The 14,612-nt window shown below is 71.4% G+C and carries 16 protein-coding genes; 5 read left to right on the plus strand and 11 right to left on the minus strand.

Translation table 11 applies throughout. The features are described 5' to 3' along the window. Nucleotides 1-6: 6 nt before the first annotated feature. The 4 genes from SD460_RS00530 to SD460_RS00545 all read right to left on the minus strand — a co-directional run bounded on the left by SD460_RS00530 (nt 7) and on the right by SD460_RS00545 (nt 4,459). Entirely contained in the window at nt 7-804 is a 798-nt protein-coding gene (locus tag SD460_RS00530; RefSeq protein ID WP_290053847.1) for a TIGR02569 family protein, read from the minus strand. A 141-nt stretch (nt 805-945) separates the two neighbouring features. Continuing rightward, nucleotides 946-2,121 (minus strand): adenylyltransferase/sulfurtransferase MoeZ, encoded by a 1,176-nt coding sequence (moeZ, locus tag SD460_RS00535; RefSeq protein ID WP_290053846.1) that lies wholly within the window; start codon nt 2,119-2,121, stop codon nt 946-948. A 95-nt stretch (nt 2,122-2,216) separates the two neighbouring features. Then, nucleotides 2,217-3,365 carry a DUF3152 domain-containing protein gene (locus SD460_RS00540; protein ID WP_290053845.1) on the minus strand — a complete coding sequence of 383 codons (1,149 nt, stop codon included), beginning with the start codon at nt 3,363-3,365 and terminating at the stop codon, nt 2,217-2,219. Nucleotides 3,366-3,445: 80 nt separating this feature from the next. Next, nucleotides 3,446-4,459: an alpha/beta fold hydrolase gene (locus SD460_RS00545; protein ID WP_438860580.1), complete on the minus strand. Its 1,014-nt coding sequence runs from the start codon at nt 4,457-4,459 to the stop codon at nt 3,446-3,448. 77 nt (nt 4,460-4,536) lie between these two features. Here SD460_RS00545 and SD460_RS00550 point away from each other — a divergent pair, with 77 nt between their 5' ends. Then, a complete protein-coding gene (locus tag SD460_RS00550; RefSeq protein ID WP_125307066.1) occupies nt 4,537-5,163 on the plus strand; it encodes a TetR/AcrR family transcriptional regulator in 627 nt (208 codons plus the stop codon). Nucleotides 5,164-5,229: 66 nt separating this feature from the next. On the opposite strand, the gene SD460_RS00555 is transcribed toward SD460_RS00550, so the two are convergent. Together SD460_RS00555 and SD460_RS00560 are read right to left on the minus strand one after the other, a co-directional pair. Next, the gene (locus SD460_RS00555) at nt 5,230-6,144 is read right to left on the minus strand and encodes an alpha/beta fold hydrolase (RefSeq protein ID WP_290053843.1); all 915 of its coding nucleotides are present in this window, start codon (nt 6,142-6,144) and stop codon (nt 5,230-5,232) included. Beyond that, nucleotides 6,141-7,049, minus strand: a complete 909-nt coding sequence (locus SD460_RS00560) for an AurF N-oxygenase family protein (RefSeq protein WP_290053842.1) — start codon at nt 7,047-7,049, stop codon at nt 6,141-6,143. Before SD460_RS00560 ends, SD460_RS00555 begins: the two co-directional genes overlap by 4 nt. Before the next feature lie 55 nt (nt 7,050-7,104). Here SD460_RS00560 and SD460_RS00565 point away from each other — a divergent pair, with 55 nt between their 5' ends. Together SD460_RS00565 and SD460_RS00570 are read left to right on the plus strand one after the other, a co-directional pair. After that, entirely contained in the window at nt 7,105-7,872 is a 768-nt protein-coding gene (locus SD460_RS00565) for a TetR/AcrR family transcriptional regulator (protein WP_290053841.1), read from the plus strand. Next, nucleotides 7,869-8,186, plus strand: a complete 318-nt coding sequence (locus SD460_RS00570; protein ID WP_290053839.1) for a DUF4873 domain-containing protein — start codon at nt 7,869-7,871, stop codon at nt 8,184-8,186. Before SD460_RS00565 ends, SD460_RS00570 begins: the two co-directional genes overlap by 4 nt. Here the strand turns inward: SD460_RS00570 and SD460_RS00575 are convergent. The 3 genes from SD460_RS00575 to SD460_RS00585 all read right to left on the minus strand — a co-directional run bounded on the left by SD460_RS00575 (nt 8,183) and on the right by SD460_RS00585 (nt 9,772). Next, a complete protein-coding gene (locus SD460_RS00575; protein ID WP_290053837.1) occupies nt 8,183-8,632 on the minus strand; it encodes a pyridoxamine 5'-phosphate oxidase family protein in 450 nt (149 codons plus the stop codon). The two genes, SD460_RS00570 and SD460_RS00575, sit on opposite strands and share 4 nt — an antisense overlap. Before the next feature lie 136 nt (nt 8,633-8,768). Further along, on the minus strand, nt 8,769-8,999 hold the full coding sequence (locus SD460_RS00580) for a DUF3107 domain-containing protein (protein WP_125307071.1): 231 nt from the start codon (nt 8,997-8,999) through the stop codon (nt 8,769-8,771). Between the two features lie 119 nt (nt 9,000-9,118). Continuing rightward, nucleotides 9,119-9,772: a ferritin-like fold-containing protein gene (locus SD460_RS00585; RefSeq protein ID WP_290053833.1), complete on the minus strand. Its 654-nt coding sequence runs from the start codon at nt 9,770-9,772 to the stop codon at nt 9,119-9,121. 416 nt (nt 9,773-10,188) lie between these two features. Between SD460_RS00585 and SD460_RS00590 the strand changes: the two genes are divergently transcribed. Both SD460_RS00590 and SD460_RS00595 read left to right on the plus strand, forming a co-directional pair. Further along, nucleotides 10,189-11,793 carry a DEAD/DEAH box helicase gene (locus tag SD460_RS00590; RefSeq protein WP_290053895.1) on the plus strand — a complete coding sequence of 535 codons (1,605 nt, stop codon included), beginning with the start codon at nt 10,189-10,191 and terminating at the stop codon, nt 11,791-11,793. Nucleotides 11,794-11,818: 25 nt separating this feature from the next. Further along, nucleotides 11,819-13,162, plus strand: coding sequence for an Rv3212 family protein (locus tag SD460_RS00595; protein WP_318305808.1), 1,344 nt, complete (start codon nt 11,819-11,821; stop codon nt 13,160-13,162). Here the strand turns inward: SD460_RS00595 and SD460_RS00600 are convergent. Further along, nucleotides 13,155-13,733, minus strand: a complete 579-nt coding sequence (locus SD460_RS00600) for a hypothetical protein (protein WP_318305810.1) — start codon at nt 13,731-13,733, stop codon at nt 13,155-13,157. The genes SD460_RS00595 and SD460_RS00600 overlap by 8 nt on opposite strands. Before the next feature lie 12 nt (nt 13,734-13,745). Then, nucleotides 13,746-14,597, minus strand: coding sequence for a RecB family exonuclease (locus tag SD460_RS00605; protein ID WP_318306532.1), 852 nt, complete (start codon nt 14,595-14,597; stop codon nt 13,746-13,748). Nucleotides 14,598-14,612: the final 15 nt, after the last annotated feature.

Here is a 14,612-nt window from a genome sequence, read left to right on the forward strand (position 1 = left end):
CCTGGGTTACAGAACGCCGCTGACCTCACGGGCCGCCACGCGCAGCCCGTCGAGCGAGGCCTGCGTCGAGCGCGGGTTCAGCGCGTTCGACGCCAGCCGGAACAGGATCGCGCGCAGCAGCAGCTGCGGCCACTCCGGCAGGTGCGCCCACCGCTCCAGCAGCTCGCGTGTCGCGCCGCCCCAGGCGAGGGCGTCCACCGCGACGATCGCCGCGCCGTATTCGCCCGGGCGGTAGTACGGGACGAAGTCGACCAGGCCCGGGGCCGCGTCGCCGTCGAAGAGCAGGCCGGCCAGCAGTTCGCCGTGGGCCACCTGCAGCGGCAGCTTGATCGGGCGGCGGGCGCCGGCGAGGACCTCGAACCAGCGGCCGCCCTTCGTCTCCTCCAGGGGGACCTCGAGTTCCTCCCAGGCGACGCGGTCGGCGATCGCTTCGACGTCGCGGCGGGCGGCCAGGAAGTCCGGGCGGGGCAGGCCGATCGTCGCCCGGTGGAGCTTCACCGCCGCGAGCACCGACTCGTCGCCGCGGTGCTCGGGGGTGCCGGCCACGAAGCGGGACGCCGTCCAGCCGCCGACGATCCAGCGGCCGTCGGTGGACCCGACCGGCTTCGCGACCCGCAGGCCCGACTCGGCGATGTAGTCGAGGGCGCGGGCGGTCCACAGCGTCTTCGCCTTGTCGGTGACCGGCTTGAGCACGAGGTCGCCGCAGCGCCACGCCGTCGAGTCCGGCAGCCGTTCGCTGGCGTCGTCAAGACCACCGAAGGCCGAGCAGACGTGCGCCGGAGGGCGTTCGAGGGTTGACCGCACGAGTCCTGACGTTACCCGGCCGGGTGTTCCACGTTCGAGAAGACGCGCTGGTCACACAGTGTTTTAGAACTCGGACGAAACGCCGCGAGGGGCACCTTCCCGGCGTCAAAAGCCGGGAAGGTGCCCCTCGTGGAACGACGATCAGTAGGTCGGCAGGCTCGGGTCGATCTGCTTCGCCCAGGCCAGCACGCCGCCGCCGAGGTGCGTCGCGTCCTTGAAACCGGCCGCGTGCAGGGCCGCCAGCGCCTCCGCCGAGCGGGCGCCCGACTTGCAGTGCAGGACGATCGGCTTGTCCTGCGGCAACTCCGCCAGCGCCTCGCCCGAAAGGATGCGGTCCTTCGGGATCAGCGTCGCGCCCTTGATGTTGACGATCTCGTACTCGTGCTGCTCGCGGACGTCGATCAGGGCGAAGTTGTCGCCGTTGTCGAACTTGGCCTTGAGCTCGGCCGGCGTGATCGTGCTGCCCGACGCGGCCTGCGCGGCCTCGTCGGACACGACCCCGCAGAACGCCTCGTAGTCGATCAGCTCGGTGATCTTCGGGGTGTCCGGATCCTTGCGGATCTTGACCTCGCGGTACTTCATGTCCAGCGCGTCGTAGCTGATCAGGCGGCCGAGCAGCGGCTCGCCGATGCCGGTGAGCAGCTTGATCGCCTCGGTCACCATGATCGAGCCGATGGACGCGCACAGCACGCCCAGCACGCCACCCTCGGCGCAGGAGGGGACCATGCCCGGGGGCGGCGGCTCCGGGTAGAGGTCGCGGTAGTTGAGGCCCTTGCCGTTCGGCGCGTCTTCCCAGAACACGCTGACCTGGCCCTCGAACCGGAAGATCGAGCCCCACACGTACGGCTTGCCGAGCAGCACCGCGGCGTCGTTGACCAGGTAGCGCGTCGCGAAGTTGTCGGTGCCGTCGACGATCAGGTCGTACTGCTCGAAGATCTCGAGCGCGTTCGACGAGTCGAGGCGGTCGGTGTGCAGGTGCACCTTGACCAGCGGGTTGATCTCGGCGATCGACTCCTGCGCGGACGCGGCCTTGAGCTTGCCGACGTCGGACTGGCCGTGGATGACCTGGCGCTGCAGGTTCGACTCGTCGACGACGTCGAAGTCGACGATGCCGAGCGTGCCGACGCCGGCCGCGGCCAGGTAGAGCAGCGCGGGGCTGCCCAGGCCGCCGGCGCCGATGACCAGGACCTTGGCGTTCTTCAACCGCTTCTGCCCGGTCACCCCGACGTCCGGGATGATCAGGTGACGGCTGTACCTGGCCACCTCTTCCTTGGTGAGCTCGGCAGCCGGCTCGACGAGCGGCGGCAGTGCTGACATGGGTCCTCCATCTCGCGCGCGGTTCGCGTCCATCCCACTATGCACAACCCGCGCAGGCAAACAGACCTTCCCCTATGCCACATGCTGGGAAGGTCTTACGGAGTGGGATTGGGCCAGGCGTTGGGCAGGCACACGCGGCCGTCCTTGGCCACCTTGCCCTTGTCGCCGCCGGGGATGTCGTTGAGCATCGAGACGTAGTCGTCGGAGACGCCGAACGACTGCTGCATCATCACCGGCGCGGGCTGGCCGTTGCCGCCGCAGCCGACGTGCTGGTTGCCCAGCGCGTGCCCGACCTCGTGGTTGATGGCGTACTGGCGGTACCCGGTCATGTCCGCGTTGAACGCCTTCGCGCCGCGCACCCAGCGGGCCAGGTTGATCAGCACCCGGCCCATGCTCTTGCGGTAGCAGGACGCCTCGAAGGTGATCTGGAAGCCGCACGCGTCGGCGCGGTGCGTCGTCTCGGGCGTGGTGAGGCTCACGCGGAACGACGGGTTCGGGAAGTTCGCGTCGACGCGCTGGAGGGCGATCTTGCCGTCCCACGTCCAGCTCTTGGGATCGGACAGCGTGCCCTGGACCGCGGCCGCGAAGGCGTCGTCGCCGGCGTAGCTGGCCGGGTCGATGCCGTCCTCGACGTCGACGGTGTAGGTGTACAGCTTCCCGGTGCCGATCTTGGGACCGCTGCCGGGGACGACGTGCCAGCTGCCCCGGCCGGCCTGGGTGAACGGGCTGCCGTTCGGCAGGTCGGCGGTGGGCACCTTGAGGTCGACCGGCTTGGCCGGGTTCTCCGGGATGCCCGCTTCGCCGTCGCCGTCGATGGCGCCGCCCGCCGCGTCGCCGCCCGCCGACTCGACGCCGGGCGCGCTGCTCTGCTCGGCGATCGGCTGGGCCGGGCTGGTGGCGGTGTTGACCACGACGAGCACGGTCAGCACGACGAGGATCGGCAGCGCGTAGACGCGCCAGCCGTAGGTCTTGGTGAGCTTCGCGAGACCCGACTTCGGCGGCGCCGGCTTCGGCTCGCGCGGCGCCTCTTCGTGCGGTTTCCAGGACGCGCTCAGCGGCTCGGCGCTGGTCCGGCGCCCGCCCGGGCGGTAGCGGTCCTCGGTGACGCGCTGCGCGGGCGCCTTCGACGACGGGCGGTACTGCCCCGTGCGCGGCGACTCTTCGGGCTCCGCGGTCCGGCGGGCCGACGCACGGTGGGGAGCCCGCCGATCGTCGCCTCGCGCGTCCTGCTTCACCCGGTCCACCGCACCAGGGTGCCACAGCGCCACCGAACCGTTATCGGCGACTGGCTGACCACGCAGGGGGTTGTTGTCACTCGATCGGGCTACCAGGTGCCGGCTTCGACGTGCTCCCACATGCCCAAAACGGCCTTCGCGACGACCACCGGACGTTCCATCTGGGCCACGTGCCCGGTTCGCGGCAGCACCAGCAGCCGGGCCCGCGGGATGGCCCGCGCGGTGCGCACGGCCCGCTTCACCGAGATGACGCGGTCCTCGCGGCCCCAGACCACCAGCGTCGGTGCCGTCACCCGCGGCGCGACCGACCACAGGGACGCCTTCCCGAGCGTCGACCACGCCCGGAAGATGGCGAACGTGCTGCGGGCCATCGCGGGCGCCGCCCAGGCGAAGCCCGCGCGGGCGCCGTGCTCCTCGCTCAGCTCGTCGAGCCTGCTGTCGGGGAACCTCGACGGGTCCGCGAAGCACAGCTTGATGACCTGCGCGGCGCGTTCACGCGGCCCGAGCCCGGCCAGCTGGGCCCGCACGCGCGCGCCGACCAGCGGCAGGTAGGCGAGCGCCATCCGCGGGTCCGACAGCCGCCGCGGGTCGGGGCGCCGGTCGGGGACCGCGGGCGAGATGAGCGTGAGCGTCTTGACCAGTTCGGGGCGCCGGGCGGCGACGAGCAGCGCGATCGCGCCGCCCATGGAGTTGCCGAACAGGTGCACCGGCGCGCCGACGGCTTCGATGTGCTTCGCGACGACATCGGCGTGGGCGTCGAGGGTGAAGTCGAAGCCTTCTTCGGGCTCGGAGTAGCCGAAGCCGGGCAGGTCGGGCGCGGTGCCGCCGGCGACGGGGGCGAGCAGCGCGGCCAGGTCGGTCCAGTTCGTCGACGAGCCGCCGAGCCCGTGCACGTAGACCGCGGGCACGCCATCGGGGCCCGGCGTGCGGCGGACGTGGAGCCGGGCGGTGCCGACCTCTTCGAAGGCCGTCGGCCACGGGGGTTTCAACGGCTCGAGGGACGGCAATTCCCTGGTCGACAGGGGCACGTGCGTCAGCGGCGCCCGCGCGGTCGCGGCGGTGTTCACTGACCCAGGATGCCCGACCCGTGGCACGGCATACATACCGGCGAGTAATCTTCAGGACGACTTCACGCGGTGGCGACCCCGCCCGTCGAAGGTGTGAAGACGGGAGGATGAGCATGACGGAGATGACGCGGCTGCAGCAGCGCGGGGTGCGGCTGCCCCGGACGGAGCGCCGGGCCCAGCTCCTCGCCGCGGCGCAGCGGGTCTTCGCCGAGAACGGCTACCACGCCGCCGCGATGGACGAGATCGCCGAAGTGGCCGGTGTCAGCAAGCCGGTCCTCTACCAGCACTTCCCCGGCAAGCTCGATCTGTACATCGCGCTGCTGGAGAGCCACGTCGACGAGCTGGTGAAGCGCGTGCAGACGGCGCTGGACTCGACGACGGAGAACCGCCAGCGCGTCCCGGCGACGGTCGGCGCGTTCTTCGACTTCGTCAGCAACGACGCGGGCGCGTTCCGGATGGTGTTCGAGTCCGACCTGCGCGGCGAGCCCGCGGTCCAGGAAGCGGTCGACCGGGCGACGTCGGCGAGCGTGGACGCGATCACGGAGACGATCACGGCGGACGCGGGCCTCGACGAGGACAAGGCGCGGCTGCTGGCCGTGGGGCTGGTCGGCATGAGCCAGGTCAGCGCCCGGTTCTGGCTGCAGCACCACCAGTCGATGAGCCGCGAGGAGGCGGTGGCCCTGACGGCCAACCTCGCCTGGCGCGGCATCGGCGGCGGCTTCCCCCTCAAGGACTCCTGAGGCGGCACTTTCATAGGGAAAGCTCCGCTTTGTGTCGCAAAGCGGAGCTTTCCCTATGAAAGTTGCCTAGGTGACGGCAGTGGCGACGCGGATCAGGGCCGAGAGGCGGCGGGCGACCTCGAAGGGGCGCTCCTGCGGGAGCATGTGCCCGGCGCCGGGGTAGCGGACGAACTCCGCGTGCGGCAGCTCGTCCGCGATCACCTTCGCGTGCGCCAGGGGGCAGAGACGGTCCCGCTCCCCGGCCAAGACCACTGAAGGCACGTCGCAGAGCGCGCCCAGGCCGCCGACGCCGCGGTGGGACGCGATCGCGTCCAGGAACAGCCCCGCGCTCGCCGGGTGCGCGCACAGCAGCTGCTCGACGACGCTGTCCACCTGCGCACGCCCCGGGCGCACGCCGAAGACGAGCCGGCGGGCACCCGAGCGGACCACGCCCGGCCGCAGCCGGAGCGTGTCGGACCGCAACCGGGCGAGCAGGCGGGCCACCCGCGGCTCGAAGCGCGTCACGCCGCGGCCGACCAGCCCGGGGAACCCGAGCGTCAGCTGGTCCATGTCCCCCGACGACGTCGCCACGAACGCCGCCCCCGCCAAGCGCTCCCTGACGAGGGAAGGGTGCCGCTCCGCGAGCACCATCAGTGTCATGCCGCCCATCGAGTGCCCGGCCAGGACCAGGGGCCCGATGGGGACGCGGTCGGCGATCAGCTCGGCGAGGTCGTCGGCCAGCCGCGCGATCGTCGCCGAGCCCGGCCGGGCGTGCGCCGAACCGCCGTGACCGCGCAGGTCGTAGCGCAGCACCCGCACGCCGGGGTCGAGGTGCGGCAGCACGTAGTCCCACGTCCGGTGGTCCTGCGTCCAGCCGTGCACCAGCACCAGCGTCACCGCGGAATCCGCCGGACCCGACGCCACGACGTGCAGCGCGGCGCCGTCGCTCGCGACGAACCGGTGCCCGGCCGAGGGGTCGCGCAGCCGCGACGCGGTGGTCACCGGCCCGCCGGCAGCAGGAACGACTTGCGCCAGAAGTACTTCCCGGGCAGCCCGACCAGGCCGGACTCCTCGAGGAACGGCATGATCTTCTCCCCCGCCCACGCGATCGTCCCCTGCCAGTGCGGGTTGTTCAGCGCCGCTTCGACGCCGTCGCGCGGCCGGATGCCGACCGCCTTGTAGACGTGCGGGTTGATGAACGCCCGCGTCACGAAGTACGAGATGAGCGCGATGACGAACTGCTGGTAGGCGATTTCGGCCTTCGACAGCTTCGCCATGCCGCGCGTGACCTCTTCGCGGGCGAAGGTGACGTGCCGGGCTTCTTCGAGGACGTGGATCCGGTTGACCATCCGGACCAGCGGCTGGACGCCTTCGTCGTTCATCTGCTCGCGCTGCAGCCGGTCGAGGACCTCCTCGGCGACCAGGATCGCGCCGTAGCGCGCCGGGCCGTAGGAGATCGACGGCATCAGCTTCGCCAGCTTCCGCAGCCACGGCACCGGGCCGTAGGCGGGGCAGCCGATCCGCGACGCCATCCGCGCGAACATCGTCGAGTGCCGGCATTCGTCGGCGATCTCGGTGAGCGCGAACTGGGCGTGGGCGGACGTCGGGTCCTCTTCGTAGACCTCCTTGAGCAGCATCTGCATCAGGAGGATCTCGAACCACAAGCCGGTGGTGGCGATGCTGGCGACCTCGTGCTTGCCCAGCTCGATGCGCTGCTCGGGGGTCAGCTCGTCCCACAGCTCCGTGCCGTACAGCGACGATCGCTCGTCCAGGATGTACCGCTTGCCCTCGACGAGCGGCGCCGTCCAGTCGATGTCGACGTCGGGGTCGTAGAACTTGTTCGCCGACGACTTCAGCAGGCGGTCCGCGGTCTTCTCGCGGTCCGGTTCCTTCAGCGTCCGCGTCATTGCCGACACCCCTTCCGCAATGTGTAACTTGAGGTAACAGTTACCTGTGCGTAGCATGACCTTCGTGATCGAACGTGTCAAGCGCTCCGGCAAGCAGTCCAGCAAGGCCTCGCGCGGCGAGGAGACGACCGGCGACGCCCGGCGCGACCGCTGGCGCAAACACCGGATCGCGCGGCGCAAGGAGTTCGTCGAAGCGGCGCTCCGCGCCCTCGACACGCACGGCCCCGACCTCGGCATGGAGGACGTCGCCGCCGAGGCGGGCGTCACGAAACCCGTGCTGTACCGGCACTTCGACGACAAGGCCGACCTCTACGTGGCGCTCGGCCAGCGCGGCACGGAAATCCTGTTCGAGCGCCTGATCCCGGCGATCAACGCGGAACTGGCGCCGGTGCCGCGGATCCGGATGGCGCTCGACGCGTTCTTCACCGTGATCGAGGAGCACCCGAACCTGTACCGGCTGCTCGCGCACGGACGGCCGGAGAAGCCGGTGTCGTCGGACGTCGTGGCCGAGGACAAGGAGCTGATCGCGTCGGCGCTGACCGCGTTGCTCGGCGACTACATGCGGATGTTCAACATGGACTCCGGCGCGGCCGAGCCGTGGGCGCACGGCATCGTCGGCATGGTCCAGAACACCGGCGAGTGGTGGCTGGACCGCCGCTCGATGGGCCGCGACTCGGTCGTGGAGTACCTGACGCAGATCATCTGGGCGGCCATCGACGGGCTGAGCCGCCAGCACGGCGTCGTCATCGACCCGAACCAGCCCCTGGAAGCCAACAAGGTGGTCCAGCTGGGCCGCGCGGAATCGGCGGAGGAGACGTCATGAGCGAGCACGACGAAGACGGTTACAGCGGCGAAGCGACCCTGGTGGTCGACGGCGTGTCCCTGACGGCGACGGTCGAGCTGCGCGGCTACTTCCAGCCGATCGACGGCTACTACCGCTGGTACGGCCGGGTGGCGGTGAACGAGGAGCTGACCCGCCTGGCGGGCGGCAAGAAGAAGGCCGTCACCATCCAGGCGGGCGAGCACTCGGCGGACGGCGAGCTGTCCGACCCGGACCCGTGGGGCCGCTACCGGATCATGGGCACGAGCACCCCGCCGTTCCACGTCCCCACGTCGCTCGAGGAGCTGAACGCCTAGGGCAGGCGCGGGCCCGGCAGCTCGACGCCGGGCAGGAGGCCGTTGGCGATGTCCGTGGCCCGCCACTTCTGCACGGTCAGCCGGACGGCGGTGACCGGCGCGGCCAGGAACGGCTCGGCCTCCGGGACCTTCGCGACGAGCAGCTCGCGCACCCGCGCGTCCTCCTCGGCGCCGACGACCTCGGCCAGCGCCTGGGCCTGCAGGAACGGCTGCATCGGCGAACCGGTCGAGACGACCACCGACACCACCGGGTTCTCCCGGATCGCGGCCAGCGTCCGGCCGCGGTCCTCCAGCACCAGGTTCAAGGTGAATTCGCCGCTTTCGGCGAAGTACACCCCGCCGACCCAAGGCCCGGCGCTGCCCGAGGTGGCGAGGAACAACGACTTGTGCGCGGAGAGCGTGTTCCGCACGAGATCCGCGACGGCGGACTGTTCGAGAGTGGTCACCGGCCGAAGCTAGGCAGCTGCCCGGCGACACACCAAAAGACCTGAGCCGATCCGGTGAAAAGTGCCGCCCACCAGGGGGACAACACGCGAAAGGCCGCCCCGGGGGCACCCCGGGACGGCCTCGCGGGACCGTCGGTCAGTCGCCGACGCCGAAGCCGACCTTGCGGACGTCGGACGGGGCGATCTCGACGTACGCGATGCGGTCGGACGGGACGATGTACTTCCGCCCCTTCTCGTCGCTGATGCGGAAGAGCCCGTCACCGGCCGTCAGGGCCTCGGCGACCAGCTTCTCCACCTCTTCGGGAGACTGGCCACTGGACACCACCAGCTCGCGCGGTGTGTCCTTGATGCCGATCTTGACCTCCACGTGGGACCTCCGCTGGAAATTCGTAAGGGATGTGCTCGGCAAGGCTAACCGAACGGGCTCGTTCCGGTGGCGCATGACCGCGCCTGACCGCGTCGTCAATTCCGGGTACTCCATCGGGGTCAGCCCAGGCCGAGCGCCTGCATGCGCTTCGTGTGCCCCTGTTGCAACCGCCGGAACAGCGCCGCAATTCCGGAGAGGTCGCCGGAGCCGCCGATGATGAGCTCGGCCAGCCCGTCGCGCTCGGCGACGACGTACTGGGCCTGGGTCAGTGCCTCGCCGAGCAGGCGGCGGCCCCACAGGGCGAGTTTGTCGCGGGTCTTGGGATCGGCTTCGATGCCGGCCGCCACTTCGCGCTCGGCGAACGCGGAGTGCCCGGTGTCGGCGAGGACGGTCAGCACGAGGTCCTTGGTCTCCGGGTCCAGCCAGCTGGCGATCTCCCGGTAGAGGTCCGCGGCCAGCCCGTCGCCGACGTAGGCCTTGACCAGCGATTCCAGGTACGACTTCGGCGGCGTCGAGGCGTGCCAGGCGTCGACCTGGGCCACGAACGGCGCCATCGCGTCCTCGATCTTCACGCTCTGGGCGGCCAGGTGCTGGGCCAGCAGCCCGTAGTGACCGATCTCGGCGGCCGCCATCGTCGCGAGCGCGGCGCGCCCGGTCAGCGTCGGGGCGCTGCGCGAGTCCTCGGCCAGCCGGTCGAAGGCGGACAGTTCGAGGTAGGCGATCACACCCAGCAGGTCGACTACGCCTTCGCTGATCTCTTTCGGGTCGGTCACCCGGGCAGGGTATCGCCGAAGCACCCGGGCGTGCCGCGACGAGACCGATCCCACTGGTTCCGGCGCGGCGGGTACTGTCGAAAAACTGCTGACCAGGTACACTGCGAATGATATCGAAGCTTCCGTACGCCATACCGGCGTCGGGAACAGGCAGGTCACGTGGCTTGCCGACGTACTGCAATGTGCGTGCACGCCTCTTCCGGCATTCCCGGGGACGGACCGGTTCCGCGCTTCAGATCAGCGCTGGGGACCAGGGGTTCCTCCCGGTCGAGTGTCGAGCGGACCCACGGCTGTGCGCGCTGGTCACGAGAGAGGCGATCACCCTGACCGCAGAAATTCCCACAACCGAACAGACCCCCGCCGTCGCGCTGGAACACAGCGAGACCGGACCGGCCGCGCTCGACACCTCGCACCCGCTGCAGGCGGGCGTCGAGGTCGAGCCCGAGGCCCCGACCTTCGCGTCCTTCGGCGTCAAGCCGGAGATCGTGAAGGCGCTCGGTGAGGCCGGCATCGAGCGGACCTTCGCGATCCAGGCGCTCACGCTGCCGCTCGCGATGGCCGGCGACGACCTCATCGGCCAGGCCCGCACCGGCATGGGCAAGACGCTGGGCTTCGGCGTCCCGCTGCTGCACCGCGTGCAGGTGCCCGGCGACGGCACCCCGCAGGTGCTCGTCGTGGTGCCGACCCGCGAGCTGTGCATCCAGGTCGCCAACGACCTCAAGGGCGCCGGCAAGCACCTCGGCATCCGGACGCTGGCCATCTACGGCGGCCGCCCCTACGAGCCGCAGATCGAGGCGCTCCGCAAGGGCATCGACGTCGTGATCGGCACCCCGGGCCGTCTCCTCGACCTCGCCGAGCAGCAGCACCTGGTGCTCGGCAAGGTCCGCGGCCTGGTGCTCGACGAGGCCGACGAGATGCTCGACCTGGGCTTCCTGCCCGACATCGAGCGCATCCTGCGGATGGTGCCGGACGAGCGCCAGACGATGCTGTTCTCGGCCACCATGCCGGGGCCGATCATCACGCTGGCCCGCACGTTCCTCAACCAGCCGACGCACATCCGCGCCGAGGAGAACGACGCGAGCGCGATCCACGAGCGCACCACGCAGTTCGTCTACCGGGCGCACTCGATGGACAAGCCCGAGGTCATCGCCCGCATCCTGCAGGCGGCCGACCGCGGCCTCACGATGATCTTCAGCCGCACCAAGCGCACCGCGCAGAAGGTGGCCGACGACCTGGTCGAGCGCGGGTTCGCCGCGGCGGCCGTGCACGGTGACCTGGGCCAGGGCGCCCGCGAGCAGGCACTGCGCGCGTTCCGCTCCGGCAAGGTCGACGTGCTGGTCGCGACCGACGTCGCCGCCCGCGGCATCGACATCGACGACGTCACGCACGTGATCAACTACCAGTGCCCGGACGACGAGAAGACCTACGTCCACCGCATCGGCCGCACCGGCCGCGCGGGCCGCACCGGTGTCGCCGTCACGCTCGTCGACTGGGACGAGATGCCGCGCTGGAAGCTGATCTCGGACACCCTGGGCCTCGACAAGCCGGAGCCGGTCGAGACGTACTCCTCCTCGAAGCACCTGTACGAGGACCTGGGCATCCCGGAGGGCACCACCGGGCGGCTGCCGCTGGCCAAGCGCACCCGCGCGGGCCTGGGCGCCGAGGTGGAAGAGGACCTGGGCGGCAAGAAGCGCGGCCCGCGTGGCCGGGGCAAGACCGACGACACGGCCTCGGAAGAGGCGCCGCGCAAGCGGGCCCGGGCCCCGCGCAAGCGCACCCGCGGTGGTTCGCGGGCGGCCGAGGCGATCGAGGCCGCGGACAACGCCGCGACGACGTCGGAAGACGCTCCGGCAGCCGAGGGTCGTAGCCGGACCCGCCGCCGCACCCGCACCGGCAACGCCCCGGAAGCGACCGGCCCGGCCGTCGAGAAGGAAGCCGGCGAGAACGCCGAGCGCCCGGCTCGTCGGCGCCGCCGTCGCCGCCCGGCGGCCACGTCTGATACACCTGCGTCGGCAGACTGAGGCCTACGCAGCGGGGGTCGGGTAAGTGAGCGAAGACGAGAAGGCGCCCGAAAGCGCGCCTGAAGAGGTCACGCCCGCGGAGGAACCGGCCCCCGAGTACGGCTCCGAAGACGTCCTGGAGGACGTTCCCGCCGCCGAGCCGGTTCCGCGGGTCAAGGCCCGTAGGTCGCCGTGGAACCGCGGGCGGGACCGGGTGCTCGCCGCGGCGATCGCGGTGGCCGTGCTGGCGGCCGGGCTGATCATCGGCACGACCAGCGACAGCGCGGCCACGGATCACACCCGTGCGGCGGCACCCCCGCCGTTGCCCGCGGCCCCGGACAAGGTGCCGGGCTCGCTGGCGGAGCTGTGGAGCGCCCGCAGCGGCGCGACCCCGGTCCCGGTGGTGGCCGGCGACGCGGTGGCCACGGCGGACGGCGGCGAGGTCGCCGCCCGCGACCCGCTCACCGGCCAGATCCGCTGGCACTACGCGCGTGACCTGCCGCTCTGCACGCTGAACGAGACGTGGGGGCGACTGAACGCCGTCTACCACAAGACGGAGAACTGCAGCGAAGTCACGCAGCTGGACCCGGGCACGGGCCGGATCACCGCGCAGCGCAACGGCAACGCGGAGCTGGGCACGCAGCTGGTCAGCGACGGTTCGCACGTGACGGCGACGGGCAAGAAGCTCCTCGACACCTGGCGCGACGACCTGGTGAAGAGCGCCGAGTACGGCCAGGTCCCGGCGCTGGTCAACGCGGGCAAGCAGCCTCGCACGGGCTGCACGTACGGCACAGTGGCAGCGGCGTCGGGCAAGATCGGCGTGATCGAGCGCTGCCCCGGCGACCCGGCCGACCGCCTGACGGTCTACAAGGCGGCCCCGGAGAAGGACGACGAACCCCAGGTCAGCTTCAGTTCGGTGCTGGCGGGCAAGCGCGCCCGCGTGATCGCGATGTCGGGCGAGCTGACCGCGGTGGTGCTCCCGGACCAGAAGCTCCTGGTGACCTACAACGGCGACGGCACCCAGCGCGCGGCGTACCCCCTGGACGTGCCGCCGTCGGACCTCGCCCAGGACCCGCCGTCGGGCGTCGAGGCGACCACCCAGACGGCGGCGAACGTGTACTGGTTCAGCGGTTCGAAGACGCTGGCCCTGTCCCGCGACGACCTGTCCCCCCGCTGGACCCTGAGCAGCGCGATGGGCCCGGGCATCACGTTCGCGAACCAGCTGGTCGTCCCGATCAAGGGCGGCCTGGCGGTGCTGAACGAGAACGACGGCTCGACCATCCGCACGGTCGGCGTCGACCGGCGCGGTTATTCGGGTGCGGTCCGCCTGGGAGCCGCGGGGCCGGTGCTGCTGGAGGAGCGCGGGGAGACGCTGACCGCGCTCAAGTGAGCCAGAAGAGGGTCAGCGCGGAGACGGCGAAGAGCACGACGGCAACCCCGGCCCCAGCGGCCGCGAGGCCGTTGCGCCGATCGGCGACCCGCTGAGCGAGCAGAGCGAGAGCCGCGGCGACGGGGTGACCGATCAGGAGGGTCGCGCCTGGCCCGGGGGCTCCGGTGTAAAGGCAGACTCCGGCTACGACGAGCACGCCGAGGGCGAGAACGGTGAGCCCGGCGGCCAGTGAGCCGGTGAGGCCGCGCCACCAGCGACCGCGGTCCTTGGGGCGGGCCGGGGCGTCGGTGGTGTCGGATTCGATGCGCTCGGGATCTGCCCGGTCTTGGGGCACGGTGTGCGCTTCGGTGGCGGCGCTCAGGTCGTGGGGCTCGGTTTTCGCCTCCGCCGCCCCGCTCGCTTGCTCCGGAGCCGCAGGAAGCTCTTCGGTGCCCGGCTCCTTCGAGGCGGCCCCCGCCTCAGCCGCCTGCTCCTCCGCCCCCTTCGGCGCCGCCCGTGGGGGTGGTGCTGTTCCGGGGGTGCCCGATGGCAAGGGCACCGTCGCCAGCTCGTCGGTGTCCGGTGAAGCCACATTCCCTCCCGTTCAGGGCGCGAGCAGGTCCCACGGCTGCGCCTGCGGGGCGGCTTCCTGGCCTGCCGCGCAGCTCGGCCTGAAGTCGCACCACGCGCAACGCCGGTCCGGGCGGGGCGGGAACAGCACGTCCCCGTCTCCGTCCGCCTTCAGGGTATCCGTGGCCAGCCGGAGGTCATCGGCGGTCTCGCCGGCGCGTTGCAGGTGCCGGCGCAGGCTTTCCGGGGTGTGCTCGGCCGCCGCGATCGTGCCTGTCGGGAGGTGGTGCAGTTCGACCGTCGTGCACGGCATGCGCAACGTCCGCGCCGCGGCCACCGCGTACAGCGCCAGTGCCTGGGACGCCCGCGCTTCGTACTCGTCGGGCGGACGGCGGCCCGTCTTGTAGTCGACGATCACCAGCTCCCCCGCCCGCGCGTCGATGCGGTCCGCGCGGCCCTCGATGATCATCGAGGGCCGCGCCCCCGGCTCCGGGTTGACCGGCGCCGACACCCAGCGCTCCAGCCCGGCCGGCTCGTGCGTGACGTCGTTGTCCTCGACGTACTCCGCCACCCACCCCTTGGCCCGCGCCCGGTAGCGCGCCGCCTGCTCTTCGGTCTCGAAGCCCGCGTCCTTCCAGAACTCGGCCACCAGCGCCACCGCCCGCTGCGGCACCCGCTTGAGCACCGGCAGGTCGAACAGCGCCCGCAACGCGTTGTGCACCACCGCGCCGAGCGTGCTGTGCGCCCACGGCCCGGTCCGCTGCGGCGTCGGCCGGTCGAGGTAGGCGAGGCGGTACCGGCGCGGGCAGTCGTCGAAGGTCGCCAGCCGCGCCGGCGAGACCTTCGTGAGCCGCACCGGTTGCGCCACGCCGAAGTCGAACCCCATTTGCTCCTTCACGAC

The sequence above is a fragment of the Amycolatopsis solani genome, assembly GCF_033441515.1.
Lineage (GTDB): Bacteria > Actinomycetota > Actinomycetes > Mycobacteriales > Pseudonocardiaceae > Amycolatopsis > Amycolatopsis solani.

What these genes read in the sequence shown, in the direction of transcription:
- SD460_RS00565 (WP_290053841.1), top strand. Translation starts at nt 7,105, where the DNA reads ATGACCTTCGTGATCGAACGTGTCAAGCGCTCCGGCAAGCAGTCCAGC.
- moeZ (WP_290053846.1), bottom strand. Translation starts at nt 2,121, where the DNA reads ATGTCAGCACTGCCGCCGCTCGTCGAGCCGGCTGCCGAGCTCACCAAG.
- SD460_RS00570 (WP_290053839.1), top strand. Translation starts at nt 7,869, where the DNA reads ATGAGCGAGCACGACGAAGACGGTTACAGCGGCGAAGCGACCCTGGTG.
- SD460_RS00560 (WP_290053842.1), bottom strand. Translation starts at nt 7,049, where the DNA reads ATGACGCGGACGCTGAAGGAACCGGACCGCGAGAAGACCGCGGACCGC.
- SD460_RS00545 (WP_438860580.1), bottom strand. Translation starts at nt 4,459, where the DNA reads ATGTATGCCGTGCCACGGGTCGGGCATCCTGGGTCAGTGAACACCGCC.
- SD460_RS00550 (WP_125307066.1), top strand. Translation starts at nt 4,537, where the DNA reads ATGACGGAGATGACGCGGCTGCAGCAGCGCGGGGTGCGGCTGCCCCGG.
- SD460_RS00605 (WP_318306532.1), bottom strand. Translation starts at nt 14,597, where the DNA reads ATGGGGTTCGACTTCGGCGTGGCGCAACCGGTGCGGCTCACGAAGGTC.